The sequence below is a fragment of the Cognatishimia sp. WU-CL00825 genome (genome assembly GCF_040364665.1).
Taxonomy (GTDB): Bacteria; Pseudomonadota; Alphaproteobacteria; order Rhodobacterales; family Rhodobacteraceae; genus Cognatishimia.
Genome location: NZ_BAABWX010000001.1, coordinates 471,181 through 495,275 on the forward strand (window position 1 = coordinate 471,181; position 24,095 = coordinate 495,275).

Consider the following 24,095-nt stretch of genomic DNA (forward strand, 5'->3'; position numbering starts at 1 on the left):
TAGTTAAGTGGGCGCGGCGAGGAACGCCACGCCAAGTTTTTAATCACCGTCTGCAACACCACGTGCACGCAGGCGGGCGCGACGTTGGCGATAGCTTGGCAGAACTACAAGAATTACCGCCAAGGTCAGCAGACCAAGCGTCATTGGACGCTCCCACATGAAGGCCATGCCATCATAAAGCTGCATTGCGCGCGAAAAGTTGTTTTCCAGCAATGGGCCTAGGATGAAGCCAATCAACAGGGGAGCCAATGGGTAATCGGCAAACCTGAAGGCAGTTGCAACCACACCAAAGCCCACAAGGATCAACAGTTCTGTTGCATTGTTCTGCCCGATATAGGCCCCCATCAAGGTAAAGAACAGAATGAAGGGGATCAGATAGTTGCGTGGCACCGCAAGCACTTTGGCGATGTAGGGGATCAGCGGCAGGTTCAAGACCAGCAGAACCAGATTCCCCAGATACATCGAAATGATGACCGCCCAGAAGATTTGGGGTTCGTCGATCATCAAACGTGGGCCAGGGCTGACGTTTAACGCGATCAATGCGCCCAACAAAATCGCTGTGGTGCCCGAACCGGGAATACCTAGCGTCAACAGAGGCACAAAGGAACCGGTACAAGCCGCGTTATTGGCTGATTCCGGTGCGGCGATGCCTTTGATCGCGCCTTTGCCGAATTGATCCTGCTCTTCTTTTGGGGCGATGTTGCGTTCAACCGCATAGCCCAAGAATGAGGCGATTGTTGCACCGGCGCCTGGCAAAACCCCAATGAAGAAACCTTGTAAAGATTGGCGGCCAATGACCGGTGCAATCTTTCTGGCTTCTTCGCGCGTGATGCGCAGGTCTTTGATTTCACCGCTGTCACCGTCCCCGGTTTTAGAACGGCTTGGATCAAGCACCAGATAGATGGCTTCGGGCAGAGCAAACATTGCCATCGCGAGTGTGATAAAGCCAAAGCCAGACTGAAGATCCATAACGCCCATTGTAAAGCGCGGCATGTTAAACAGAACGCCTTCGCCGACAGTGGCCATCATCAGGCCCACAAAGGTCATCAGCAGTGCTTTGGCAATTTGTCCTGTGCCGGCAAAAGCTGCGATGGCCGACAGGCCAACAACCATAAGCGCAAAATATTCAGAGCTGTGAAACAGCAGCGCCACAGAGGCAAGAGCGGGGGCAAAGATTGCCAAGAGAATGGCCCCAATTGTGCCACCCGCAAAAGAGGAAATTGCGGCGATTGTCAGAGCTTTACCGGCCTTACCTGATCTGGCAAGTGGGTAGCCGTCAAAGCTGGTGGCAACGGTCGAAGCGACCCCCGGCGCATTGATCAGAATGGAAGATGTAGAGCCACCAAAGACTGCGCCATAATAAACACCTGCCAAAAGAATTAAGGCAGTCGCTGGGTCGCCGATGGTGATGGCAATGGGGATCATGATCGCGATGATTGACATGGGGCCAAGGCCCGGCAGCATGCCGATGAAGGTGCCGATCAGGCAACCACCGATAACCATAAGGATGTTGGTGAAAGTGAAGGCCGTTGAAAGGCCCATCAGGAGTCCTTCGAGCATGTCAGCCTCCGAACAGGAATTGAGGAAGGGGACGCAGGAAAATGCCTAGAACGGAATCAACCAAATACCAGACGCTGCCGGCTGCAATGGCAGACACGATGGCCATGGTGACAAACCGGCGTTCGCCTAGAATGTAACTGCCGACTGACAGAAACAGGAATGTTGATGCCAGAAACCCAAGCGGTCTGAGCAAAAGCGCATAGGCCACCATCAAAGACAACAGAACGACAGCTTGGCCGACCTTGTATTCGCCCAAACGCGCGAGATTGATATCTGCGGCGTCATCTTTTGGTGGTACTTTTTCCAGATTAAACAAGATGGCAAGCGACATTAGAATACCGCCGACGCACAGCACTTTTGGAAAGCTTGATGGCCAAATCGGGCTGCGTTGCATGATGGGTGGTAATAGACCGTCCATCGTAAAATAAGCGGCATATCCGTAGGCGATGCAAATTATGAGAATGACAAAGGCTATCCAGCGATCGAGCGCCATGATGTGTCCCCCCTTTGAGTGTGAAAAATGCGCCCGAGGGTCATCCCGGGCGCATCGTTTAAGTGCGCTGGGCGCGGATTATAGGAAGCCGAGTTTGCGCATCAGGTCGCCGATGACCTGTTCTTGGTTTTCCAAAAAGCTGCGGAAGTCATCGCCGTTGTTGTGGATGTTCACCCAACCGTTGCGTGAGCGCACAGTTTCCCATTCCGGTGTGTCATACACTTTGGCGATGGCATCTTGGTACATTGCAAGTTTGTCTGCTGGCAGACCTGGTGCTGCAAAGAAACCACGCCAGTTGACGAAGGTTGTGTCATTGCCTTGCTCGACCATAGTTGGCGCATCTGCATAGGCGTCAACGCGTTCGTCAGATGTGACACCGATGATGCGTACTTCGCCTGCTTTTGCCAGCTCGACAGCTTCGGAGAAGCCTGTGGAAACCGCTTGGACTTCACCAGACAGAAGGCCAGCCATCGTTGCGCCGCCACCGTCGTATGGCACGTATTTCATTTGCACCGGGTCTGCGCCTGCTGCTTGGAACACCATCGCTGCAACCAGGTGGTCCATGCCGCCTGGAACAGAACCGCCACCAACAGCAGTTTTTGCTGGGTTGGCATTGAATGCAGAGATCAGGCCATTCACGTCCTGAATGTCGCTGTCTGCCGCAACAACCAGCGCAGCATAGTCACCGATGGTGCCTGCAACCAAGGTCAGGTCACGGAAGGACTGTGGGAATACGCCGGTCAAGGACCGGATCACGATTGGCGTCGAGTTCACCATTAAAGTGCCGTGCTGGCTGTCGGCGTTTTCGATCAGATAGCCGATGGCTTTACCGCCGCCGCCGCCTGACATGTTTTCATAAGACGCAGATCCGACGAGGCCCGCTTTGGTCAGGGCTTCGCCTGTACCGCGTGCTGTGCCGTCCCAACCGCCACCAGCACCACCTGGAATGAGAAAGTGCAGGCTGTCGACAACCTGATGCCCACCAGCCATCGCTGGTGCGCCCAGGCCGATGGTTGCAGCGGCTGCTGCCATCATTACACGACGTGTAAGGTTAAGTTTTGTCATGGTATCCTCCCTGTAGACAAAATTAGGTATTTGGTTCGTAGGTGTTTGGTGTGCTGACAGGCGGAACAGGCAAGGCCTGAGCGCTGACAAGTACACCGTCTGGATCGCAATAAATGTGTTGCCCGGGCTCCAAGAGCACGTTGCCAAAAGCGACGGGGACATCGATTGCGCCAATTCCGGTTTTTCCACTGCGCAGCGGGCTGGTGCCAAGCGCTTTGATCCCAATCGCCAGTGTCTCTAGGACAGCAGAGTCGCGCACGACGCCATTGATCACAATGCCGGCCCAATTGTTTTCTTGTAGGATCTTTGCGTTTATATCACCCAGCAGGGCGGTGTTGCTGGATGCGCCGCCATCAAGGACAATCACCGCGCCGCAACCATCGGTTCGAAACAGGCTTTGCGCAAGGCGCGTGTCTTCCATTGTAACGACGGTGCGGATGGGCCCGTGAAAGTGGGAATTGCCACCAAAGTCCAAGAAATTTGATGTGACCCGACGCAGTTTTTTTGAGTTGGCATCCCACAGATCGGCGGTAGTATAGGTAACGGGTTCCGACATGAAATTCCCTCTCGTGAAACGAATTGACCTGCGCTGCGGCCTTGAACGAATGCCCTTGCCACGCCTATTTTGTAGGGTTCTGTTAATGTTTGAGGCAAGCGGGATGTGGGGACGTTTCACTGGATGAAATGGTGAAGATTTTGCCTGAGAGAACGGATTGCATATGTCCATGCCTAGCGCTTCGGCACGGTTAAGTGCCAGATCGAAAGCGTGGTCAGCCATTGGTAACGTAGGCTTGCGCAAAAGTTTCAAGTGATCCCCCATTTGACAAGCGACTGAGAAGCCGCCCATGACTGAGGGGAACATGTGAACCTGACACAAACCTGTCATGGCTTGGCAACACCATCTGGGAGCACGGCATGCGATTTTTGTTGGTTGAGGATAACGAAGGCCTGGCTAAAGCGGTTTTGGATCGCTTGCGGCTGGACGGGCATGTTGTGGATCATGCGGCGGATATTTCTTTGGCAGAAGATTTCTCAGCTACGGCTGATTACGACTTGATATTATTGGATATTATGCTGCCGGATGGGGATGGTAGGAACTTTTTGAAAGCCCATCGTGCACGCAAAGATGAGACGCCAGTCATCGTGTTGACGGCGCGTTCAGAGGTGTCTGATCGGGTTGGTGTTTTGGACCTTGGCGCGGATGACTATTTGACCAAACCATTTGATTTTTCCGAGCTTGAAGCCCGGTGTCGCGCGGTGTTGAGACGCCGTGGGGGCAGCGCATCAAATGTCCAACGATTCGGCGGACTTGCATTTGATTCGCTTGCTGGAACGGTTTCTGTGTCGGGAGAAACAGTCACATTGCGCAACCGTGAGTTGCGGCTGTTGGAGATTTTCATGTCATCGCCCGACAGGATTTTTTCTAAGGCAAAGCTGGTTGATCGCCTGTTTGCCTATGACGAAGACGTCTCTGAGAATGCAATCGAAGTCTATGTTGGACGCCTGCGCAAACATCTTGCAGGTTCAGAGGTAGAAATAGCGACGGTGCGCGGATTGGGCTATCGGATGAGCCTGATATGAGTGATGCCCCACAATCCACCGGATCCATTCGCAGGCGATTGACGTTGCAGCTGATGATTGGGGCCTTGGTGCTTGCGGTTTTGCTGTATCTTGTTGTTCTGAACGTTGCTCGTGATCTGGCCGAGCGGTCGCAGGACAATATTTTGTTTGCTTCGGCCACAGCGATCCTTGAGTCGGTCGCGGTCCAAGAGGATGAAATCGTGGCCGATATTCCCTATGGGGCTTTGTCAATGTTGGGCAATGTCAGCGATGACCGGGTATTTTACAAAATCGCAACGGGGGCAACGGTGCTGACCGGTTATGGTGATTTACCAGCTGTTGCGGGCGATCGGGATCAAGCTGCAGGCTATGTAACAGCGATGTATAAAGGTGAAAGTGTGCGGGTCATCGAAGTGTCGCGCAGACTGTCCCTGAGCAGTGGCAGTGTGCACGTGGCTGTGTCCGTGGCTCAAACCCGAAACGGACAGGCCGAGACCATCACGCGCATGAGCCGCGTGGCTTTGTCGTCTGGCGCAGGTTTCTTTTTTGTCGCTGCGGTCTTGGCTGTGATCACTGCACAATCCAGCATTCGTCCTTTGAACCGGCTTGCCGGCTCGGTCTCACGCCGGGGCCCGAAAGATATGCGTGCGGTTGTGGGGCCAGTGCCAAGTGAGATGGTGCCGCTGGTGAAGTCGCTGAACCGTTTTATGTCGCGCCTGAAAGTGTCGCTGGCGCGGTCGGAAGATTTTATCGCTGAGGCGGCGCATCGTGTGCGAACGCCCCTGGCCACTGTACGCACTCAGGCTGAAGTGGTCTTGCGGCGGGTCGAACGCGATGAGAATCGGCAAAGCCTGCGTGAAATGATCCGTGCGATCGATGAAAGTTCACGGGCCGCGGGGCAATTGCTGGACCATGCCATGGTGACATATCGCACCGATCATCTGGAACGCGAAACCATTGATATGGCTGATCTGGCCACGGAACTTGTGGCGAGATTGACGCCGGTTGCGGAATTAAAGGACATTCATATGCAGGTCGAAGTTCTTGAAAAATCTTATTTTTCAGGGGATGCGATCTTGATCCAGAATGCGGTCAGAAATGTACTGGATAACGCCATCAAATATTCACCCGGTGATCGGGAAATCACTGTTCGCGTAGGCCTTAGTAGCGCCGAAACCTTTATTCAGGTCGAGGATCAGGCGGGCGGGTTTCCTGACGTGGTGCAAGAAGAATTAACAGGACGGTTTGCGCGGGGCAGCAACTCTGTCGGCACCGTCGGATCAGGGCTGGGGCTGACAATCGCCAAGGAAGTGACCGAGGCGCATGGTGGGCGATTGGAATTGAGGAATTTGGACAATGGGGATGGCGCATGCGTAACTTTATACTTTCCTTGATCATCTGGGCCGGTGCCAGCGGCGCGATGGGATTTGAGATCGAAGAACATCGCCGATTTGGTCCGGAAAACGCGGCGCATGAGTTGAAAATTATTTCGACAGCTGACGTCGAGATATTGATCCCACTGATGGAGCTTTTTCTGCGCCGCCACCCGGATACTGTTATCGATTATACGTCGGTGAGCAGTGGCGCGTTGATGCAGGCCATTGTGACCGAAGAAGTCGCTTTTGACGTAGCGCTGTCTTCGGCAATGGATTTGCAGATCAAATTAGCAAATGATGGCTTCAGTCGTGAACATCGGTCGGATGCGACAGATTTGGTTCCAACTTGGGGAAATTGGCGCAATCATGTTTTTGCTTTTTCCCAAGAGGAAGCGTCGATTGTGGTTTCGCCACAAGCCTTTGAAGGCATCGAGATGCCAAAAGACCGGCAAAGCCTGGTGACTATTTTGCGCAAATATCCTGAGCGCTTTGAGGGGCGGGTTGCGACCTATGATCTGACGCTGAGTGGAACGGGATATTTGTTTGCCACGCAGGATGCCCGGACCACAGAGACTTTTTGGCGATTGATGGAGGTTATGGGTGGACTGAATGCGCAGCTGTTTTGTTGCTCGGGCGTGATGATCGAAGCGGTGAGCCGCGGCGACATAGCCGTCGCTTATAATGTTTTGGGCAGCTATGCGCGGGCGCGTAAGGATCTAGAGGGTAGCATACAGGTGATCGACCCGGCGGATTTCACCAATATGATGTTGCGCACCGGGATTTTGCTGGAATCCGTGGTGGCCGAAGAGCTGGCGCGTGATTTTTTAGATCATTTGCTGCAAAGCGCTTGGGGCGCTGAAGATATTGCCGAATATCCCTTTCACAAGTGGCATTTGGAAACCTCAGAGGCTGCGGCTTCGATGAAGCCCATTCGGTTGGGTCCCGGTCTGTTGGTGTTTCTGGATGAGTTGAAGCGAAAACGGTTTTTGAAAGAGTGGTTTAATGCCGTTCAGCAAGAATAATGCGCAGTCTTTCGCGAACCTGCGATTCTGCCGCTTCTGACTCTGGACCTTTGGCTGCAGATGAGTCATACGGGAAGGGAATTTGCGGAGGCATCCATGAGCATTCTGAACTCTCTTTTGCGCGCTGTCACTTGGTGGAACGGGCAAACCCTAAACACGCAGATCTATACTTGGCGCAAGGGCGAAAAAGTCGGCGAAGACGATCAGGGCAATAGCTATTTTCGCAACAAAGATGATAGCCGTCGCTGGGTGATCTATGACGGTGAGGCCGAGGCCAGCCGGATTGGTGCTGATTGGCATGGTTGGTTGCATCGGACCTTTAACGAGGTGCCGTCGGAAAAGCCGCTTAAGCACAAAGTTTGGGAAAAACCGCATCAGGAAAACTTGACAGGAACCGTGATGGCCTATGCGCCAGCTGGGTCCATTCGTTCGGGTTCTCCGGCAGAGCGGTCCGACTATGAAGCTTGGCAGCCTGAATAAAGGCAGTCTGGCGGATGTCTTCTCAGAAAACTGAAATCGCGGTTGGTGGCGTTGTGTTGGCGGCAGCGCTGGGGTTTGCCGTATATATGGGCCAGGCCACAGGGTTTGCAGCCCGCACTGCTGGCTATGAATTGACCGCGTCATTTAGATCTATCGAAGGCATTACTGTAGGCACTGACGTGCGTTTGGCTGGGGTTAAAATTGGTTCTGTGACCGATATTTCGCTGAACCCGGATACATTTCGGGCGGATGCGGCCATTTCGGTGCAAGACAACATCATTCTGCCTGACGACAGCGCCATTGTGATTGCATCCGAAGGCCTGTTGGGGGGTAACTTTGTTGAAGTTCTGCCCGGTGGCTCGCCGTTTAACCTAGAAGCAGGCGACGAAATCGAAGACACGCAGGGCGCGGTTAGTCTGATTTCGCTATTGCTGAAATTTGTGTCTGGCAGCGGTGAAGATAAATGAAGCGGCTTGGTCTGGCGGCATTAGCCCTATGCGGGGCCAGTGCGTTTGCTGTGGCCCCAGGTGTTTCAGAAGCCCAAGAGATTATCATCGAAGAATTGGACGGGCTTGAGGATGGCATCAGCCTAAGGCCGCCGCTGATATTTGAAGAAATCACCGAAGAAGTGCGCGCTGTGTCTGGCACCGGAGCCGTTTTGCGCGGCCTTGATAAGCTAAGTGGACAGATTGCTGATATCGAGCTGGAAAATGGCTTTAGTGTTTCCTTTGGAAAATTGCGCATAGATCTAGCAGAGTGCCGCCATCCAGAGGACAATGCGACCGGCGAAGCCTTTGCGTTTTTGTCGATATATGATGGCAATGTGGCGGTTGACCCGTTGTTTCAAGGCTGGATGATTGCCTCGTCGCCGGCGCTAAGCGCCATGGATCATGCGCGCTATGATGTTTGGGTTCTGCGTTGTGTGACCTCTGCCGCCGAAGGCAACGAATAATCTGTTATTTCCGCAGAACGCTCTAGCGCATTCTCTAGCAGTGTTTGATAGGTTGCTCTGGGGATTTCAATGGCCCCAAGGGACTGCAGATGTGGGGTCAGAAATTGCGTGTCAAACAGCGTGAAACCACAATTTGACAAGTGGGTTGTCAGATAGGCCAGGGCGGTTTTGGAGGCATTTGCTTCGCGCGAAAACATGCTTTCACCAAAGAAGGCAGCGCCAAGAGTTACGCCATAAACGCCGCCAACTAGATGATCTCTTTGCCAAATTTCAACAGAATGCGCCTGCCCCAGATCGTGTAGTGCAATGTAAAGGCTGCGGATTTCCGCGTTTATCCAAGTGTCGAGTCGATCCGCGCACCCATCAACCACATCGGCAAAGGCACGGTTAAGCGAGACCTGGTAGGCACCGCGGCGAATATGGCGAGCCAAAGAGCGCGAGATGTGAAATTGGTCGAGCGGAATGACACCGCGGCGTTTGGGATCAACCCAAAATATTTCTGGGTCATCGCGGTGTTCTGACATGGGGAAGATCCCCATGGAATAGGCGCGCAACAACATTTCAGCGGTGAGATCACCCATGCGGTTGCGCGCGCAATAACATTAAGCCCCGTAAGTGGCTTCGAGCCATTTTTCCAGCCAGTGGATATTATAGTTACCACTGTGAATATCGTCTTCTTGCAAAAGCTGACTGAACAACGGGATTGTAGTATCGATACCATCCACAATCAGCTCTCCGAGGGCGCGATTGAGACGTGACAGCGCTTCTTGGCGGTCCCGTCCATGCACGATCAGCTTTCCAATCAAGCTGTCGTAATAGGGCGGAATGGAGTAGCCGTCATAGAGAGCGGAATCCATGCGAACACCGAGGCCACCCGGAGCGTGAAAATGGGTGATCATTCCCGGGCAGGGCGCGAAATTCGGCAAACGCTCGGCGTTGATACGCACCTCGATGGAATGGCCATTGATTTCAAGGTCGTCTTGGGTGAACGACATCGGAAGTCCTTCGGCCACCCGGATTTGCTCGCGCACCAGATCAACACCAAAGATCGACTCTGTGACCGGGTGTTCAACCTGCAAACGGGTGTTCATTTCGATGAAATAAAACTCGCCGTTTTCGTACAGGAATTCGATAGTTCCTGCGCCTATATAGTTGATGTTTGCCACCGCATCTGCACAGATTTTGCCAATTTTGGCGCGTTCTTCTGCAGTGATGGTGGGTCCAGGTGCTTCTTCGAAGACTTTTTGGTGACGCCGCTGCAAAGAACAGTCGCGTTCGCCCAAATGCACCGCATTGCCTTTGCCATCGCCAAAGACCTGAATTTCGATGTGGCGCGGTGTTGTCAGATACTTCTCGATATAGACTTCATCGTTGCCAAAGTTGGATTTGCCTTCGGCGCGCGCGGTTTGAAAAGCGGATTCCATGTCGGCGGCCGTCTGAGCCACTTTCATGCCTTTGCCACCGCCCCCCGCTGTGGCCTTGATGATCACCGGATAGCCGATTTCTGCGCCAATCCGCTTGGCTTCTGCTAGGCTGGGAACACCTCCAGCAGAGCCAGGCACACAGGGCACACCCAGCGCGCTGATGGTTTCTTTTGCCGTGATCTTATCGCCCATGATGCGGATATGATCCGCTGTTGGGCCAATAAATGTCAGGTCGTGGTCTTCGACGATCTGTACGAATTTGGCGTTTTCAGACAAAAAGCCGTAGCCCGGATGAATGGCCTGCGCACCGGTGACTTCGCAAGCAGCGATGATCGATGCAATATTCAAATAGCTTTCGGTGCCTGAAGCGGGGCCAATGCAGATGGCTTCGTCGGCCATGCGGACATGCATCGCGTCGGAGTCGGCAGTGGAGTGCACCGCGACCGATTTGATGCCCATCTCGCGGCAAGCCCGGATCACTCGAAGTGCGATCTCGCCACGGTTGGCAATAAGGATTTTGTCAAACATTCTGTCGCCTTATTCGATGATGACCAGAGGAGCGCCGTATTCGATCGTTGCACCATCTTCGACCAATATGCGTTTCACAGTGCCCGAGCGTGGCGCGGGAATGTGGTTCATGGTTTTCATGGCCTCAACAATCAAAAGCGTGTCACCCTCGGAGATCTGAGCCCCAACGCTGATGAAGGCTGGCGTGCCTGGTTCTGCCTGCAAATAGACGGTGCCGACCATCGGAGAGGTCACTGCGCCCGGATGGCTTGCAGGGTCATCGCTTGCTGCGGCCGGAGCAGCGGCAGCGGCGGCAGGTGCGGCAATTGGGGCAGCGACGGCGGGCGCTGCAGCGACGGGGGCTGCGATGGCAGTAACCACTTCGTTTTGGCGGCTGACCCGGACGTTCAAACTGTCGTTGTCGCTGTATTCGCGCATCACTTCGATTTCTGTCAAATCGTTGGCACGCAGCATTTCTGCAAGTGCTCCGATAAAGGCGACGTCAGAGTCGTGTGTTTTTTTGCTCATGGTTGTCCTCTGCTGCGCTGTGGTCTGCGCGAGTCTTAATTGTTTCCCCTAAGGGGCAGTTATAGGCCAAATTGTAGGCAAGGAAAAGCGGGCCAATGAGACCGATTGAGCCTGATAGCACAATAATTTGCAGGGAATTGCGGGGAATTATTGCGATTGCAGGACAGGAACGAATTCACAATGGCATTCCAGAGAGCTTGGCCACCAGTTCCGCCAGTTTTTTCGCACCAAATTTCTTAAGCAGTCTTGCGCGATATTCTTCGATGGTTCGATAACTAAGATTGAGGTCTAGACCGATTTCTTTAGATGTTTTTCCTCGGCAGGTCAAAATCGCGATTTCGCGCTCGCGCTGGGTCAAGGTCACCACAGGGCGCTCGTCAGAGAGATCTGCAAATGTCCAGACACCGCAATAAAATGGGTTGTCCGGCGACATTGATTTTCCGCGGACTCTGCACCAGAAAAGCGAGCCGTCGGCGCGTTTCATGATACGTTCGTCATGATGGTGCCCGTCCGCTTCAAGGGCAATACGGACTCGGGCACCAAAGGATTCGTAATCTTCTTTTGAGGCGTAGAAGTCGGCAATCGACGCCCCATTGCAGGTCTCTTGGCTGGTGCCAAACATCTTTGCAAAAGCATCATTGGGGCTGCGAATCCGGCGGTTTTCTAACACGCAAAGACCAATTGGGGCGTTCTGGTAGGCGATATCTGAGACTTTCATCAACTGACCATGCCTTGGATGGCCACGAGAGCCAAGAGGTAAGGGCGTGCTAAGTTTGTAAATATTGGGGGTTTTGAGATGGTGATTTGCTGCGTATCTTGGTGACACCATATCAGGAGACTGTTCTATGCGAATTCGAATAATTGCGCTGGTTGGCACCGTAGCCGTGCTTGCGAGTTGCCTGTCTGATGAAAAGAAATTCGGATATAGCGTGGGATATGGTCGGTCTTATCCGGAAAAAATTGCGCTGAAAATGCCCGGCAACGCCCCGTCAATTACCCAGCAATACCGCAATACTTTGGACCATGGTAAGGTGGGGGATACCAGCGCGCATTTGGGTATTGATATTCATGCGGACATTGGGACTCCGGTAATCGCCGCAGCGGATGGCGTTGTGTTGCGGTCCTATTGGGGCCCGGCATATGGCAATCAAATTGAAATTTTGCACGCCCCAGACAGCAGTGGCAAAAGCTCCCGCACGCGGTATGTTCATCTGGACAAGCGATTGGTCAAAGTCGGAGCTCAAGTACAGCGCGGCGGCGAAATTGGCCACCTGGGGATCACTGGATTCTTGTCCAGCGGATTTCCGCATTTGCACTTTGAGGTGTTGTTTCGCGGAACCAGCATATTTGGCAGCGCGACTGACCCGCATAAGTTTTGGGCTAAAGGCCCGGGTCAGATCACGTGTTTTGGTCCGGAATGGAATGGTTTAAGCACCGACGAATTTAAGATAACTTATCCTGTTGGGTGCAAATAAAACCCGAAATATTCGGGTTTTATTAGATTTTTTATGGGCTTAATTAACGATGGTTGCTTCGGTTGCAGCGCGCAATTCGTCTTCGGTAACGCCGTCGGCAACCTCGACGATTTTCAGACCACCCTCGACCACATCCAGTACACCGTAGTTGGTGATGATGCGATCAACAACTTTCTGACCTGTCAAAGGCAGTGTGCATTTCTTTAGCAATTTGGACTGACCGTGTTTGTTGGCATGATCCATCACCACAACAACACGACCAACACCCGCCACAAGATCCATTGCGCCGCCCATGCCTTTGACCAGCTTGCCAGGAATCATCCAGTTGGCCAAATCGCCATTTTCAGCAACTTCCATCGCGCCCAAAATTGCCATGGCAATTTTGCCGCCGCGAATCATCGCAAAGGACTGAGCAGAGTCAAAATAGGCAGTCTGCGGTAGCTCGGTGATGGTTTGCTTGCCTGCATTGATCAGGTCAGCGTCCTCTTCTCCTTCGATGGGGAAGGGGCCCATACCCAGCATACCGTTTTCGGACTGAAGGGTGACTTCGACACCTTCTGGAATATAGTTGGAGACCAGAGTCGGAATTCCGATCCCAAGGTTTACATACCAACCATCTTGCAATTCTTGGGCTGCGCGGGCAGCCATTTGATTACGATCCCAAGCCATGATTATGCCTCCTCGCGCTTACGTGTGGTGCGCTGTTCGATGCGCTTTTCATGGTCACCCTGTACGATGCGATGCACATAGATGCCGGGCAGATGAATGGAATCTGGATCCAAAGAGCCGGTTGGTACGATTTCTTCGACCTCTGCGATGCAGATTTTGCCGCATGTGGCAGCAGGTTGGTTGAAGTTGCGCGCAGTTTTGCGAAAGACCAGATTGCCGGTTTCATCGGCTTTCCAAGCTTTGACAATGGCGAGGTCGGCAAAAATGCCTTCTTCCAGAATGAACGTCTCGCCGTTGAATTCGCGGTGGTCTTTGCCCTCGGCAATCACAGTGCCCACGCCGGTTTTTGTATAGAAACCTGGAATACCAGCACCGCCAGCACGCATACGCTCGGCCAAAGTGCCTTGTGGGTTGAATTCAAGCTCTAGCTCGCCGGAAAGATATTGCCGCATGAATTCGGCGTTTTCTCCAACATACGAGCTGATCATCTTCTTGACTTGCTTGGTTTGCAGCAGAATGCCGATGCCAAAGTCGTCAACACCCGCATTGTTGGATGCAAAAGTCAGGTCTTTTGTGCCGGCTTCTTTGATAGCTTGCAATGTGAGTTCAGGAATGCCGCAAAGGCCAAAGCCGCCGGCGGCAATAAACATGCCGTCATGCAGCAGGCCTTCGAGCGCCTTTTCTGCACTGGAATAGACTTTTTTCATGGAAACCTCCGTATGTCTGGTTGCTGCAAGGTATTGGCGAGAGCACTGGACAAGTCAACGCGCACCGCAAACTACGGTATTACTACGGGAGGTATTTATTGCGTCGCCCTATGGGGCAGGTGGCTAGACGCAAATTGCGGTAGGCAAGCGTGGAAAGCCGACTGTAGGAAAAGGAAAAGGCCAGAGAGGTCTCTGGCCGCTTCTTTATTCTGATGGGGTCTCTGCGGCTTTGGCAGGTTTTTTAGGCGACGCTTTTTTAGCGCTGGTTTTCTTTGTGGTTGTCTTTTTCGCCGCAGCCTTTTTAGCAGGTGCCTTTTTCTTTTTGGCACCGCCTTTTTTGGCGGCTTTTTCATTTACCAGATCGATGGCCATTTCAACGGTCAGGTCTGCAACTTCGACGCCCTTGGGAATAGTGGCGTTGACCTTCTCCCATTTAACATAGGCCCCGTAACGACCATCCATTACGTTCATTGGGCCACCATCAGGGTGTTCGCCCATTTCGCGCAAGGGTTTGGCCGCAGCGCTGCTGCCACGACGCCCTGGATTGGCACGTTTTTCCGCCAAAAGCTCTACGGCGCGGTTCATACCAACTTCGAAAACATCGTTGGGATCTTTAAGGTTGGCATAGACCGGCTTGGCCTCGTCGGGCAGCTGGTGCATGATATACGGGCCAAAGCGACCAAAGTTGGTGGTGATGGTGCCGCCGTCCGGGTGGGGGCCAATTTCGCGTGGCAGTGACAAAAGCGTCAGCGCCTTTTCAAGCGTCATTTCGTCAGCAGACCACCCGCGCGGCAAGCTTGAGCGTGGCGGTTTCTTGTTTTCTTCGGTGACTTCGCCCCGTTGCACATAGGGGCCAAAACGGCCTTTACGCAGGCTGATCTCATCGCCATTGTCTTCGCCCAATACGACATCACCTGTGTCATCTGCATCGCCGTTCAATGGACGGGTATAGCGGCATTCTGGGTAGTTGCCACAACCAACAAATCCACCGGTACGAGAGGTCTTCAGATGCAGATTTCCGGTGCCACATTTGGGGCAAATCCGAGGGTCAGTGCCATCTTCGCGCGGTGGGTAAAGCTGCGGGGCCAGAGCTGCGTCAAGCTTATCAAGCACTTCGGAAACCCGCAGATCGCTGGTTTCAGCAATGGCAGCAGAGAAGTCTTGCCAGAAGTTGTTGAGAACTTCTTTGTAATCCATATCACCAGCAGAGACGTTATCCAGATTGGTCTCAAGCTCTGCGGTAAATTCGTACCCGACATATTTGCGGAAGAAATTCATTAGGAAGATCGTAACAATCCGGCCTTTTTCTTCGGGGAAAAGGCGGTTTTTGTCTTTGCGAACATATTCGCGATCTTGGATTGTTGTGATGACCGACGCATAGGTCGACGGGCGGCCAATGCCCAATTCTTCCATGCGTTTAACCAAAGTCGCCTCGGTATACCGTGGGGGCGGCTGGGTGTGATGTTGCAACGAGAGCACGCCAGATTCTGAGGAAAGGATTGCAGAGTCCGCCCGTTGCAAACCTTTTGTTGCAGCGCCGTTTTCAACCACATCATCGTCTTTGCCAACAGCTTTGGCATATTGTGCAGCCAGACCTGTAGGGCCAAAGAGAGCGGGTTCACCCTGCATGATTTGAGGTAGGCGTTTGTCGTCATCATCTTGGGTGACATCGTCGCGGCCTTCTTCATAAACCCGCAAAAAACCATCGAATTTGACTACTTGGCCAGTGGCGCGCAATTCGACCTGTTGGTCGTCAGAGGCGATATCAACCGTTGTGCGTTCCAGCCGAGCGCCTTCCATTTGGCAGGCCAAGGTGCGCTTCCAGATCAGATCATAAAGCTTGCGCTGATCGTCTTCGGAGACTTTGATTTGGCTGGCATCGCGCGTCATTTCCGTAGGCCGGATACATTCGTGTGCTTCTTGGGCGTTCTTGGCTTTGTTTTTATAGATGCGGGGGGACTGTGGGACGTATTCCGCACCATAGCGGTCTTTGATGGCGTCGCGTGCCGCAGTGACGGCTTCGGGTGCCATGTCGATGCCGTCAGTACGCATATATGTGATGTGGCCGGCTTCATACAAACGTTGCGCGGCGTTCATGGTTTGGCGTGCACCCATGCCAAATTTTCGGCTTGCTTCCTGCTGCAAGGTCGAGGTCATGAATGGGGCCGAAGGATTGCGGTTTGCTGGCTTGGCTTCGACAGATTTAATTGTTAGATTTCTAGATGTTACAGCTTGAACCGCAAGTTCTGCGGCTGTGCTGTTTTTAAGCGACATCTTGTCGAGCTTTTCGCCGCCTAGAACGGTCAGGCGCGCTTCGAATTCTTTGCCTCGAGGTGTCGTGAAAAGCGCCTTAACCGACCAGTATTCCTGCGGATTAAAGGCCTCGATTTCGGTTTCACGTTCAACGATCAGACGCAGGCAAACGGATTGCACCCGGCCGGCAGAGCGCGCACCTGGCAATTTGCGCCAAAGCACAGGCGACAATTTGAAGCCAACTAGATAATCAAGCGCACGGCGTGCAAGATAAGCCTCGACCAGAGGCTCATCAACCTGACGTGGATTTTGCATCGCTTCGGTGACGGCTGTTTTAGTGATCGCGTTGAACACGACTCGGCTGACCGGTGTGTCTTTTTTGATCGCCCGGCGTTTGCGTAAAGCTTCCTCGAGGTGCCAGGAAATGGCTTCGCCCTCGCGATCAGGGTCGGTTGCGAGAATGAGATTGTTGTCGTCTTTCAGGGCGTCGGCAATGGCTTTGACATGGGGACGCGACTTTGTGTCAATCTCCCAGGTCATGGCGAAATCATTGTCGGTGTCCACTGAACCATCTTTTGATGGTAGGTCTCGAATGTGCCCATATGAGGCGAGCACAGTATAATCTGAACCCAGATATTTATTGATTGTTTTGGCTTTCGCCGGGGACTCAACAACAACGACTGGCATTCAATTTCCTCTCGACTCAATAGGTCGGCCTTATGGCGGGCAAAAATGTGGTGGGAAAGGGGGGAAGTCAATGTTTTGGAAAAACTCAGTCACAAAATGCTGTGAGTGCGTTTTTTGCGCCGAAGAATTCGGCGGGTGAATCGCGGATGTTTTATGAGCGCGTTAGAAGGCCGCCAGCCCGTCGTTGAATTTTACCCTCCAGTTCCAGATCAACCAACGCAGGGGCAATCTCATGTGTGGCGGCAGGAAGGTCACGAATGAGTTGATCTTCGGCCAAAGGGCTTGGGCCAAGACGGTCCAGAATTTGCCGGTGCAGTTTCGCGGTGTCCTGTAAATTGCGGTTTTGTGGCTGCGCCTGACTTCTGGCGTGTGAGTTGCGCGGGGGCGTTAGATCCAGCTCTGATTGCTGCGGCGGGGCCAGGGGGGCAATGGCTGCAAGAATATCTTCAGCGCAGCGCACCAAGGTTGCCCCATCGCGAATAAGGATGTTGCAACCAGATGCGCGCGTGTCAAATGGATGCCCAGGCACGGCCAGCACATCCCGACCCTGGTCCAATGCGTTTTTTGCGGTGATCAAAGACCCGGATTTTGAGGCGGCTTCTATTACAACCACAGCTTTTGACAGGCCCGAGATAATGCGGTTGCGGCTGGGGAAGTGTCGGGCTTGGGGGTGGATGCCCATTGGTTGTTCTGACAATGAAAGACCGTTTTGGGCAATTTCTTTGGCTAGTGATGTATTTTCAGTTGGGTAAATAACGTCAACACCGCCCGCAAAGACCGCGATGGTGCCAGTCTTCAGGCTTGCTTGATGAGCGGCGGCGTCGATGCCGCGGGCAAGACCACTGACGGTGACATGGGCTTGGGTGCCCAATTCCGCGGCGATGGAACGCGCCATACGCGTGCCCAGCGAAGAGGCATTTCGCGCCCCGACGATAGCGATAGAGGGGGTTTTTAGTAATTCAAGCCGACCAACTGCCCATAATATGGGTGGGGCGTCTGGCAGATCATAGAGTGAAGTTGGATAGTTTTGATCGCCGCTACAAATCAAGGTCGCGCCTGCCAGTTTGGCTGCATTCAGCTCGTCTGCAACAATTTGTTCGGGACAAATTTGATAGTCTTTGACGCCAGCTGCCTGAGCTATGTCAGGCAGTGCTGTCAAGGCCTCCGTAACATTGCCATGTTCGGCGATCAACCGATGGAACGTGGTTGGCCCAACCCGGCGAGAACGCAAGAGACGAAGCCAAAGGAACCTTTCTTCCTCCGTGGTGGGTGGGAGTTGGGGGTGAGTGGAAGAATGTTGACTGTCAGTCATCCGTGGCTCCGCCGTCTTGCAGAATCACTTGTAGGCGCGCTTGGTTAACGAGCCATGAATTTAGAAATGAAAAGAGGGGCAGCGTGCCCCTCTTTGTGATGCTCTACTGGCCAGCCTGTTCAATTGGCTCGTTTTAGGTGGCAGAGCCGCCAACCGTTAGGCCACCCATCAAAACCGTGGGCTGCCCAACGCCAACGGGCACCCACTGGCCTGCTTTGCCGCAATTTCCCATGCCCGGATCAAGTGCCATATCGTTGCCAAGACCATGGATCTGGGTCATGGCCGTTGCGCCGTCTCCGATCAATGTGGCCCCTTTGACAGCTTCTTGCACTTCGCCGTTGCGCACGCGGTAAGCCTCTGTGCAAGAGAACACAAATTTACCATTGGTGATGTCGACCTGTCCGCCGCCAAAGCCAACGGCGTAGATGCCATCTTTGAGGGCTGCAATTAGATCTTTCGGGTCGCTGTCGCCCCCTGCCATATAGGTATTGGTCATGCGTGGCATCGGTGTGTGTGCATAGCTTTGGCGGCGGCCATTGCCTGTGGGTTCAACCCCCATCAAGCGGGCATTCTGGCGGTCTTGCATATAGCCAACCAAGATACCGTCTTGAATCAAAGTGTTTTTTCCTGATGGCGTGCCTTCGTCATCGACCGTCAAAGACCCGCGGCGGTCAGGGATTGTGCCATCATCGATGACCGTTACGCCCTTGGATGCGACCTGTTCGCCAACGCGCCCGGCAAAATTTGAGCTGCCCTTGCGATTAAAGTCGCCTTCCAATCCATGGCCCACTGCTTCGTGCAATAGAATGCCGGGCCAACCTGGTGCCAAAACCACTTCCATTTGTCCGGCCGGGGCAGGGGCTGCATCTAAGTTCACCAAAGCGACGCGCAGCGCCTCGCGGGTTTTATCCTGCCAGTCTTTTGGGTCGATCAAGCCATCAAGACCTATGCGGCCACCGCCACCTGCGCTGCCACTTTCGCGTCTGCCGTCTTGTTCAATAATGACAGAAACGTTTACACGCGTCATGGGGCGAATGTCGGTGATGCGGGTGCCGTCCGGTCGCAATATGACGACTTCTTGCAGCGAGGCCGCCAAAGACGCGCTGACCTGAACAACCCGAGGGTCCAAATCTCTGGCAAAGGTATCGATATCGCGCAAAGTTTCGATTTTTACTGGAAAGCTTGCACCTGCGATGGGGTCTTGATCGGTATAAAGTTTACGATTGGTGGCTCGGGGTCCGTCTGCATAACTTCCGCCGCCTTCACCTACTGCGAGTCGTGCTGTTGCGACCGCGCGTTTGAGCGCAGATTCGGAAATTTCGCTTGAGTGTGCATAGCCGGAGACCTCGCCATTGACCGCGCGCAAGCCGAATCCTTCTGAGGCATCATAACTGGCGGTCTTAATGCGGCCGTCGTCAAACAGCAGCGACTCAGCGCGTCTGCGTTCCAAGAACAGTTCGCCATCTTCAGCGCCTGCGGTGGCTTCACGCAGCATAGAAAGGGCGCGACCCTCGTCTAAATTTGTGTGAAAGGGGTCAAAAAGTGTTTCTGTCATGTGCTCCTGCCTAGAAATTTTTGATCTAAATCAAAAAAGCGTCTGTTTGACGCAAGCATATTCCTTTATCTGCACGCTAGAATATGGTTCATAGCACCGACAAAACAACGGGATTCCGTCCTAAGGGATGAAATTCCCCCGTAATAACGATGAAATACGTAACCGATCAGGGTGACACATGCGAATTCTTTCGACCCTCATGGGACTTTGGGCAGCCTTTAACGCCCTTCCGGCCATGGCTCAGCAAGCTGAGCACATTGGCAAACCTGTTGATAAAGCAACGGGCTTTCAAACGCCCGTAACAGAACTGTCTCGCGATATTCAGTCGCTGGACAGCATGATCAACGTGATCATCGCTGTCATCACGGTATTTGTGGCGCTGTTGCTGCTGATTTGTATCCTGCGTTTTAACCGCAAATCTAATCCAAATCCTGCGAGCTTTACGCACCACACACCAATTGAAATCGTCTGGACCATCGGTCCAATCTTGGTTTTGATTTTCATTGGGGCGTTCAGCCTTCCGGTTTTGTTTAAAAACCAAGAAATTCCAGAATCTGAACTGTATATCAAAGTCACGGGCCACCAGTGGTATTGGACTTATGAATATCCAGAGCAAGAGCTGGAGTTTGACAGTTATATGATCGGCCAACCGGCAACGCTTGATGAAACAGCGCGCCCGGCGGATGCTGAGATCGTTCCATATGTAATGTCTGAAGCCATGGAGACCAAATTGGTCGAAAATGGCTATGAAAGCGATGAATTCTTGCTGGCGACAGACACACGGGTAGTTGTGCCTGTGGATACCGTGGTTGTTATGGGCGTGACCGCTGATGACGTAATTCACTCTTGGACCATTCCAGCCTTTGGTGTGAAACAAGATGCGGTGCCAGGTCGTTTGGCACAGCTTTGGTTCAAAGCCGAAAAAGAAGGCGTTTTCTTCGGTCAGTGTTCTGAGCTTTGCGGCAAAGACCACACCTATATGCCGATCACTGTGGAAGTTGTCAGCAAAGAGAAATTCGCTGACTGGGTGAAAGTTGCGCAAGAAGAGTTTGCGGAAACTGGCACCGTGCCAACAGCTTTTGAGTTGGCAGCAGCTAACTAAAGCCAAACACTTTCAGGGCGCGTTGTTTGCGCGCTCTGCCCAAATCCACGTGAGCTGCGGCTCACTTTTGTGAACAGGACAGATCATGAGCGACGCCAGTCTTCATTCGCCAGCGCAGGAAAGCGAGGCCTCTTTCGGGGACTATTTTGCTTTGCTAAAGCCGCGGGTGATGTCCTTGGTGGTGTTCACTGCCATGGTCGGTCTTTTGGCGGCACCTGGTGGGGTTCATCCCTTTGTCGCGTTCTGCGCGATCTTGTTCATTGCGGTCGGGGGCGGGGCCTCTGGTGCACTGAACATGTGGTATGATTCAGACATCGATCAGATCATGAGCCGCACAAAATCGCGGCCAATTCCGTCTGGTAAGGTTTCTCGCGACGAAGCGTTTGCTTTCGGCATGACGCTTTCTGTTTTTGCGGTTGTGATGCTTGGGTTGGCGACAAATCTTGTGGCCGCTGGCCTGCTGGCGTTCACAATTTTCTTTTACGTGGTGATCTACACCATGTGGCTGAAACGCTGGACACCGCAGAACATTGTCATTGGTGGCGCTGCGGGGGCTTTTCCGCCAATGATTGGCTGGGCGGTTGTCACAGGTGGTGTGTCAGTTGAAAGCGTCTTGATGTTTACGCTGATCTTTATGTGGACGCCGCCGCATTTCTGGGCGCTTTGTCTGTTCATGAAGTCTGATTACAAAGATGCGGGCGTGCCAATGTTGCACGTGACCAATGGGCGTGCGTCAACACGTAATCACATTTTGATCTATACGCTGATACTTGCTGTGGTGGCTTTGGGTATTGCATTCACCTCAATCGGTGGTCCGATTTACCTGACAGTTGCTGTTGTCCTGAATGCTTTGTTTGTTGCGGGTGCCGTTGCAATTTGGCGGCGTAGCGATGCGCAATGTGAGGCAGACAATCACAAGCGCGAAAAGAGCTTTTTTGGACTATCGCTGTTGTATCTTTTCCTGCATTTCGGTGCGATTTTGGCTGAGGCGGCTCTTGCGCCTTATGGATTTGGAGGTTGGTCATGAGCTTTCGCGAAGACCACGAATTGCATAAGCGTCGTTTGGGCCGCAACCTAGGGCTGGCCGCTGTATTGATCGGCTTTGTTGCCATTATTTTTGGACTTACGGTCGTCAAGGTTACACGTGGTGACTTTGAGCCACAAAGCGTGAAAGTGCAAAACTGATGCCAATGGATCAAAACGTCAGAACAGTTGCTAAGCTAAGCGGTGTTGTCGTTTTGATGGCCGGCTTGGCCTATGCGTCTGTGCCGTTTTACGATTGGTTTTGTCGTGTCACCGGTTTTGGCGGTGTCACAAGCATTGCCGATGCGGGGTCTGACGTTGTCTTGGATCAGACCATCAAAGTCAAATTTGATGCGAGTAAAGACCGTGGCATGCTGTGGGATTTCAAACCTCAGCAACTGGAAATGGAACTTAAAATCGGTGAAACCGGTTTGGCGTTTTATGAAGCTTATAATCCAACCGATCGGCCTATTGCGGGGCAGGCCAGCTATAATGTCACGCCCTATGAGGCCGGTGGGTTTTTCTCGAAAATCGACTGCTTTTGTTTTACCGAACAAGTGCTGATGCCCGGCGAACGCGTCGACATGCCTGTGACGTTCTTTGTCGATCCGGAAATCGTCACGGATCGTGACGCAAAATATGTTAAAGAGATCACGTTGAGCTATACGTTCTATGAGATCGACCTTCCCGAAGAAACCGCGGCTTTGACACATGGTGTTGATGCCGTAGAAACAACAATAAACCGAACCTCCAACGAGGGATAACTCCACTATGGCGCACGCTAAAAATCACGATTATCACATTTTGGCCCCTTCTTGGTGGCCGTTCTTGGGCGCATTGGGCGGCTTTATTATGCTGTTCGGCGCGGTTCTTATGTTCCACGACAAAGGTCCGTGGATGTTCCTGATTGGCCTGGCTGGCGTCTTGTACGTCATGTTTGGCTGGTGGGCAGAAGTTGTTGCTGAAAGCAAAGTCGGCGATCACACACCGGTGGTGCAAATCGGCCTGCGCTACGGCTTTATTTTGTTCATCATGTCAGAAGTTATGTTCTTCTCGGCTTGGTTCTGGAGCTTCTTTAAGCACGCAATTTACCCCATGGGTCCAGACAGCCCGATGATTGACGGTATGTTTCCACCAGCAGGCATTGAGACGTTTGACCCATTTCACCTGCCGCTGATCAATACTTTGATTTTGCTGTGTTCTGGTTGCGCCGCAACCTGGGCGCACCATGCGTTGGCCCATGAGGACAACCGTCAAGATATGAAGTGGGGTCTGATTATTGCTGTGGCTCTGGGCGTGTTGTTCACGGTCTTTCAGGTTTATGAATACAGCCACGCAGCCTTTTCCTTTGATGGAAACATCTATGGTGCCAACTTCTTTATGGCGACAGGTTTCCACGGTTTTCACGTTCTGATCGGAACCATCTTTTTGCTGGTGTGTTTGCTGCGCTTGATGAGCGGCCACTTCACCAAAGAACAGCACGTGGGCTTTGAAGCCGCGGCTTGGTACTGGCACTTTGTGGATGTGGTTTGGCTGTTTCTTTTTGCAGCGGTCTACATCTGGGGCCAATAAGGACGCGCAAAAGGTTGGACCTTTTGAGTTGATAGGATTAAAGCAAGTCGCGACGGATCATCCGTCGCGACTTTGGTTTTAAAGGGCCTGCTGTGCGGCGACTAATTCTACCTTTGACATTTGGCATTTTGGGCACTGCGATTTTGCTTTCGCTGGGCAGCTGGCAAGTGCGCCGGTTGGCCTGGAAAGAAAACGTTCTGGCGCAAATTGACCGGCAGATCGCAGCAGAACCGGTGGCGCTGCCAGTTGAACTGGATCCAGACGCAGACAAGTTTTTAGCGGTCACAGTGCAGGGCCTGATCACCCAAGACGAAGTTCATGTGCTTGCCTCGACCCGTGATACAGGTGCGATTTATCGTGTGATCGCGGCTTTTGAAACCACGGACGGGAGGCGGGTGCTTTTGGATCGCGGTTGGGTCTATCCGCCTAGCAAAGATGCGCAGCGCCCCATGGTTCAAACCACGGTCCAGGGCAATTTGCACTGGCCGCAGGAAGTTGACAGCTATACGCCAGAAAATGATACCAATGCCAATATTTGGTTTTCGCGGCATGTGCCGACACTGGCCAAAGCACTCGACACTGAAGAAATCTTAGTTGTTGCCCGAAGTACCACAGAAAAAGATCCTCAGGTCACGCCGTTGCCAGTTGCTTCCTCTGGTATTCCCAACGATCACCTGCAATACGCTGTGACTTGGTATGGCCTAGCGGCCGTCTGGGTCATGATGACGCTTTATTACCTGCGCCGCATGCGCAAACAGAAAAAGGTCTAAAAG

26 protein-coding genes are annotated in these 24,095 nt (G+C 52.9%); 13 read left to right on the forward strand and 13 right to left on the reverse strand.

All coding sequences use genetic code 11. The features are described 5' to 3' along the window. Nucleotides 1-39: 39 nt before the first annotated feature. From ABXG94_RS02290 to rraA, 4 genes are all read right to left on the reverse strand, one after another. Nucleotides 40-1,560, reverse strand: coding sequence for a tripartite tricarboxylate transporter permease (locus ABXG94_RS02290; RefSeq protein ID WP_353532058.1), 1,521 nt, complete (start codon nucleotides 1,558-1,560; stop codon nucleotides 40-42). 1 nt (nucleotide 1,561) lies between these two features. Further along, nucleotides 1,562-2,053 (reverse strand): tripartite tricarboxylate transporter TctB family protein, encoded by a 492-nt coding sequence (locus ABXG94_RS02295; RefSeq protein WP_353532059.1) that lies wholly within the window; start codon nucleotides 2,051-2,053, stop codon nucleotides 1,562-1,564. Between the two features lie 78 nt (nucleotides 2,054-2,131). Beyond that, on the reverse strand, nucleotides 2,132-3,118 hold the full coding sequence (locus tag ABXG94_RS02300; RefSeq protein WP_353532061.1) for a tripartite tricarboxylate transporter substrate binding protein: 987 nt from the start codon (nucleotides 3,116-3,118) through the stop codon (nucleotides 2,132-2,134). A gap of 22 nt (nucleotides 3,119-3,140) precedes the next feature. Then, nucleotides 3,141-3,674, reverse strand: coding sequence for a ribonuclease E activity regulator RraA (rraA, locus tag ABXG94_RS02305; RefSeq protein WP_353532062.1), 534 nt, complete (start codon nucleotides 3,672-3,674; stop codon nucleotides 3,141-3,143). Nucleotides 3,675-4,033: 359 nt separating this feature from the next. Here rraA and ABXG94_RS02310 point away from each other — a divergent pair, with 359 nt between their 5' ends. The 6 genes from ABXG94_RS02310 (at nucleotide 4,034) to ABXG94_RS02335 (ending at nucleotide 8,508) form a co-directional block, all read left to right on the forward strand. Then, nucleotides 4,034-4,699 carry a response regulator transcription factor gene (locus ABXG94_RS02310; RefSeq protein WP_353532063.1) on the forward strand — a complete coding sequence of 222 codons (666 nt, stop codon included), beginning with the start codon at nucleotides 4,034-4,036 and terminating at the stop codon, nucleotides 4,697-4,699. Next, on the forward strand, nucleotides 4,696-6,072 hold the full coding sequence (locus ABXG94_RS02315; protein ID WP_353532064.1) for a sensor histidine kinase N-terminal domain-containing protein: 1,377 nt from the start codon (nucleotides 4,696-4,698) through the stop codon (nucleotides 6,070-6,072). Before ABXG94_RS02310 ends, ABXG94_RS02315 begins: the two co-directional genes overlap by 4 nt. After that, nucleotides 6,048-7,076, forward strand: a complete 1,029-nt coding sequence (locus tag ABXG94_RS02320) for an ABC transporter substrate-binding protein (protein WP_353532065.1) — start codon at nucleotides 6,048-6,050, stop codon at nucleotides 7,074-7,076. Before ABXG94_RS02315 ends, ABXG94_RS02320 begins: the two co-directional genes overlap by 25 nt. 96 nt (nucleotides 7,077-7,172) lie before the next feature. Continuing rightward, complete coding sequence (locus ABXG94_RS02325) at nucleotides 7,173-7,556, forward strand: NADH:ubiquinone oxidoreductase subunit NDUFA12 (RefSeq protein ID WP_353532066.1); 384 nt, start codon at nucleotides 7,173-7,175, stop codon at nucleotides 7,554-7,556. Between the two features lie 14 nt (nucleotides 7,557-7,570). Continuing rightward, on the forward strand, nucleotides 7,571-8,023 hold the full coding sequence (gene mlaD / locus ABXG94_RS02330) for an outer membrane lipid asymmetry maintenance protein MlaD (protein ID WP_353532067.1): 453 nt from the start codon (nucleotides 7,571-7,573) through the stop codon (nucleotides 8,021-8,023). Further along, entirely contained in the window at nucleotides 8,020-8,508 is a 489-nt protein-coding gene (locus ABXG94_RS02335; protein ID WP_353532068.1) for a DUF2155 domain-containing protein, read from the forward strand. The genes mlaD and ABXG94_RS02335 overlap by 4 nt, the downstream gene beginning before the upstream one ends. Here ABXG94_RS02335 and aat read toward each other — a convergent pair. The 4 genes from aat to ABXG94_RS02355 all read right to left on the reverse strand — a co-directional run bounded on the left by aat (nucleotide 8,454) and on the right by ABXG94_RS02355 (nucleotide 11,685). Next, nucleotides 8,454-9,089, reverse strand: a complete 636-nt coding sequence (gene aat, locus ABXG94_RS02340) for a leucyl/phenylalanyl-tRNA--protein transferase (protein WP_353532069.1) — start codon at nucleotides 9,087-9,089, stop codon at nucleotides 8,454-8,456. The two genes, ABXG94_RS02335 and aat, sit on opposite strands and share 55 nt — an antisense overlap. Nucleotides 9,090-9,110: 21 nt before the next feature. Then, nucleotides 9,111-10,460 (reverse strand): acetyl-CoA carboxylase biotin carboxylase subunit, encoded by a 1,350-nt coding sequence (gene accC / locus ABXG94_RS02345; RefSeq protein WP_353532070.1) that lies wholly within the window; start codon nucleotides 10,458-10,460, stop codon nucleotides 9,111-9,113. A gap of 9 nt (nucleotides 10,461-10,469) precedes the next feature. After that, the gene (accB, locus tag ABXG94_RS02350) at nucleotides 10,470-10,967 is read right to left on the reverse strand and encodes an acetyl-CoA carboxylase biotin carboxyl carrier protein (protein WP_353532071.1); all 498 of its coding nucleotides are present in this window, start codon (nucleotides 10,965-10,967) and stop codon (nucleotides 10,470-10,472) included. 175 nt (nucleotides 10,968-11,142) lie between these two features. Then, nucleotides 11,143-11,685: a LuxR C-terminal-related transcriptional regulator gene (locus tag ABXG94_RS02355; protein WP_353532072.1), complete on the reverse strand. Its 543-nt coding sequence runs from the start codon at nucleotides 11,683-11,685 to the stop codon at nucleotides 11,143-11,145. A 127-nt stretch (nucleotides 11,686-11,812) separates the two neighbouring features. On the opposite strand from ABXG94_RS02355, the gene ABXG94_RS02360 reads away from it, so the two are divergent. Further along, nucleotides 11,813-12,442 carry a M23 family metallopeptidase gene (locus ABXG94_RS02360; RefSeq protein ID WP_353532074.1) on the forward strand — a complete coding sequence of 210 codons (630 nt, stop codon included), beginning with the start codon at nucleotides 11,813-11,815 and terminating at the stop codon, nucleotides 12,440-12,442. A 39-nt stretch (nucleotides 12,443-12,481) separates the two neighbouring features. On the opposite strand, the gene ABXG94_RS02365 is transcribed toward ABXG94_RS02360, so the two are convergent. From ABXG94_RS02365 to tldD, 5 genes are all read right to left on the reverse strand, one after another. Then, the gene (locus tag ABXG94_RS02365) at nucleotides 12,482-13,111 is read right to left on the reverse strand and encodes a 3-oxoacid CoA-transferase subunit B (RefSeq protein ID WP_353532075.1); all 630 of its coding nucleotides are present in this window, start codon (nucleotides 13,109-13,111) and stop codon (nucleotides 12,482-12,484) included. A gap of 2 nt (nucleotides 13,112-13,113) precedes the next feature. Then, the gene (locus ABXG94_RS02370) at nucleotides 13,114-13,818 is read right to left on the reverse strand and encodes a CoA transferase subunit A (protein ID WP_353532076.1); all 705 of its coding nucleotides are present in this window, start codon (nucleotides 13,816-13,818) and stop codon (nucleotides 13,114-13,116) included. Between the two features lie 204 nt (nucleotides 13,819-14,022). After that, entirely contained in the window at nucleotides 14,023-16,758 is a 2,736-nt protein-coding gene (gene topA, locus ABXG94_RS02375; protein WP_353532077.1) for a type I DNA topoisomerase, read from the reverse strand. Between the two features lie 151 nt (nucleotides 16,759-16,909). Then, the gene (dprA, locus tag ABXG94_RS02380; RefSeq protein ID WP_353532078.1) at nucleotides 16,910-18,070 is read right to left on the reverse strand and encodes a DNA-processing protein DprA; all 1,161 of its coding nucleotides are present in this window, start codon (nucleotides 18,068-18,070) and stop codon (nucleotides 16,910-16,912) included. Nucleotides 18,071-18,203: 133 nt separating this feature from the next. Continuing rightward, a complete protein-coding gene (gene tldD, locus ABXG94_RS02385; RefSeq protein WP_353532080.1) occupies nucleotides 18,204-19,625 on the reverse strand; it encodes a metalloprotease TldD in 1,422 nt (473 codons plus the stop codon). A gap of 178 nt (nucleotides 19,626-19,803) precedes the next feature. Here tldD and coxB point away from each other — a divergent pair, with 178 nt between their 5' ends. The 6 genes from coxB (at nucleotide 19,804) to ABXG94_RS02415 (ending at nucleotide 24,092) form a co-directional block, all read left to right on the forward strand. Next, entirely contained in the window at nucleotides 19,804-20,727 is a 924-nt protein-coding gene (gene coxB, locus ABXG94_RS02390) for a cytochrome c oxidase subunit II (protein WP_353532082.1), read from the forward strand. 85 nt (nucleotides 20,728-20,812) lie between these two features. Beyond that, on the forward strand, nucleotides 20,813-21,754 hold the full coding sequence (gene cyoE, locus ABXG94_RS02395; protein WP_353532083.1) for a heme o synthase: 942 nt from the start codon (nucleotides 20,813-20,815) through the stop codon (nucleotides 21,752-21,754). After that, a complete protein-coding gene (locus ABXG94_RS02400) occupies nucleotides 21,751-21,912 on the forward strand; it encodes a cytochrome c oxidase system small membrane protein (protein WP_353532084.1) in 162 nt (53 codons plus the stop codon). Before cyoE ends, ABXG94_RS02400 begins: the two co-directional genes overlap by 4 nt. Next, a complete protein-coding gene (locus ABXG94_RS02405) occupies nucleotides 21,912-22,514 on the forward strand; it encodes a cytochrome c oxidase assembly protein (protein ID WP_353532085.1) in 603 nt (200 codons plus the stop codon). Before ABXG94_RS02400 ends, ABXG94_RS02405 begins: the two co-directional genes overlap by 1 nt. Before the next feature lie 7 nt (nucleotides 22,515-22,521). Next, on the forward strand, nucleotides 22,522-23,322 hold the full coding sequence (locus ABXG94_RS02410) for a cytochrome c oxidase subunit 3 (RefSeq protein ID WP_353532086.1): 801 nt from the start codon (nucleotides 22,522-22,524) through the stop codon (nucleotides 23,320-23,322). 92 nt (nucleotides 23,323-23,414) lie between these two features. Then, complete coding sequence (locus tag ABXG94_RS02415) at nucleotides 23,415-24,092, forward strand: SURF1 family protein (protein ID WP_353532087.1); 678 nt, start codon at nucleotides 23,415-23,417, stop codon at nucleotides 24,090-24,092. Nucleotides 24,093-24,095: the final 3 nt, after the last annotated feature.

Bases quoted from the DNA above. Each gene is read 5' to 3' on its own strand.
- ABXG94_RS02365 (WP_353532075.1), bottom strand. From the start codon at position 13,111: ATGGCTTGGGATCGTAATCAAATGGCTGCCCGCGCAGCCCAAGAATTG.
- ABXG94_RS02295 (WP_353532059.1), bottom strand. From the start codon at position 2,053: ATGGCGCTCGATCGCTGGATAGCCTTTGTCATTCTCATAATTTGCATC.
- ABXG94_RS02320 (WP_353532065.1), top strand. From the start codon at position 6,048: ATGCGTAACTTTATACTTTCCTTGATCATCTGGGCCGGTGCCAGCGGC.
- accB (WP_353532071.1), bottom strand. From the start codon at position 10,967: ATGAGCAAAAAAACACACGACTCTGACGTCGCCTTTATCGGAGCACTT.
- ABXG94_RS02325 (WP_353532066.1), top strand. From the start codon at position 7,173: ATGAGCATTCTGAACTCTCTTTTGCGCGCTGTCACTTGGTGGAACGGG.
- aat (WP_353532069.1), bottom strand. From the start codon at position 9,089: ATGGGTGATCTCACCGCTGAAATGTTGTTGCGCGCCTATTCCATGGGG.
- accC (WP_353532070.1), bottom strand. From the start codon at position 10,460: ATGTTTGACAAAATCCTTATTGCCAACCGTGGCGAGATCGCACTTCGA.
- cyoE (WP_353532083.1), top strand. From the start codon at position 20,813: ATGAGCGACGCCAGTCTTCATTCGCCAGCGCAGGAAAGCGAGGCCTCT.
- ABXG94_RS02300 (WP_353532061.1), bottom strand. From the start codon at position 3,118: ATGACAAAACTTAACCTTACACGTCGTGTAATGATGGCAGCAGCCGCT.
- coxB (WP_353532082.1), top strand. From the start codon at position 19,804: ATGCGAATTCTTTCGACCCTCATGGGACTTTGGGCAGCCTTTAACGCC.
- ABXG94_RS02410 (WP_353532086.1), top strand. From the start codon at position 22,522: ATGGCGCACGCTAAAAATCACGATTATCACATTTTGGCCCCTTCTTGG.
- rraA (WP_353532062.1), bottom strand. From the start codon at position 3,674: ATGTCGGAACCCGTTACCTATACTACCGCCGATCTGTGGGATGCCAAC.
- ABXG94_RS02310 (WP_353532063.1), top strand. From the start codon at position 4,034: ATGCGATTTTTGTTGGTTGAGGATAACGAAGGCCTGGCTAAAGCGGTT.
- ABXG94_RS02400 (WP_353532084.1), top strand. From the start codon at position 21,751: ATGAGCTTTCGCGAAGACCACGAATTGCATAAGCGTCGTTTGGGCCGC.
- ABXG94_RS02360 (WP_353532074.1), top strand. From the start codon at position 11,813: ATGCGAATTCGAATAATTGCGCTGGTTGGCACCGTAGCCGTGCTTGCG.
- ABXG94_RS02315 (WP_353532064.1), top strand. From the start codon at position 4,696: ATGAGTGATGCCCCACAATCCACCGGATCCATTCGCAGGCGATTGACG.
- tldD (WP_353532080.1), bottom strand. From the start codon at position 19,625: ATGACAGAAACACTTTTTGACCCCTTTCACACAAATTTAGACGAGGGT.
- ABXG94_RS02405 (WP_353532085.1), top strand. From the start codon at position 21,912: ATGCCAATGGATCAAAACGTCAGAACAGTTGCTAAGCTAAGCGGTGTT.
- mlaD (WP_353532067.1), top strand. From the start codon at position 7,571: ATGTCTTCTCAGAAAACTGAAATCGCGGTTGGTGGCGTTGTGTTGGCG.
- ABXG94_RS02290 (WP_353532058.1), bottom strand. From the start codon at position 1,560: ATGCTCGAAGGACTCCTGATGGGCCTTTCAACGGCCTTCACTTTCACC.
- ABXG94_RS02355 (WP_353532072.1), bottom strand. From the start codon at position 11,685: ATGAAAGTCTCAGATATCGCCTACCAGAACGCCCCAATTGGTCTTTGC.
- dprA (WP_353532078.1), bottom strand. From the start codon at position 18,070: ATGACTGACAGTCAACATTCTTCCACTCACCCCCAACTCCCACCCACC.
- topA (WP_353532077.1), bottom strand. From the start codon at position 16,758: ATGCCAGTCGTTGTTGTTGAGTCCCCGGCGAAAGCCAAAACAATCAAT.
- ABXG94_RS02335 (WP_353532068.1), top strand. From the start codon at position 8,020: ATGAAGCGGCTTGGTCTGGCGGCATTAGCCCTATGCGGGGCCAGTGCG.
- ABXG94_RS02370 (WP_353532076.1), bottom strand. From the start codon at position 13,818: ATGAAAAAAGTCTATTCCAGTGCAGAAAAGGCGCTCGAAGGCCTGCTG.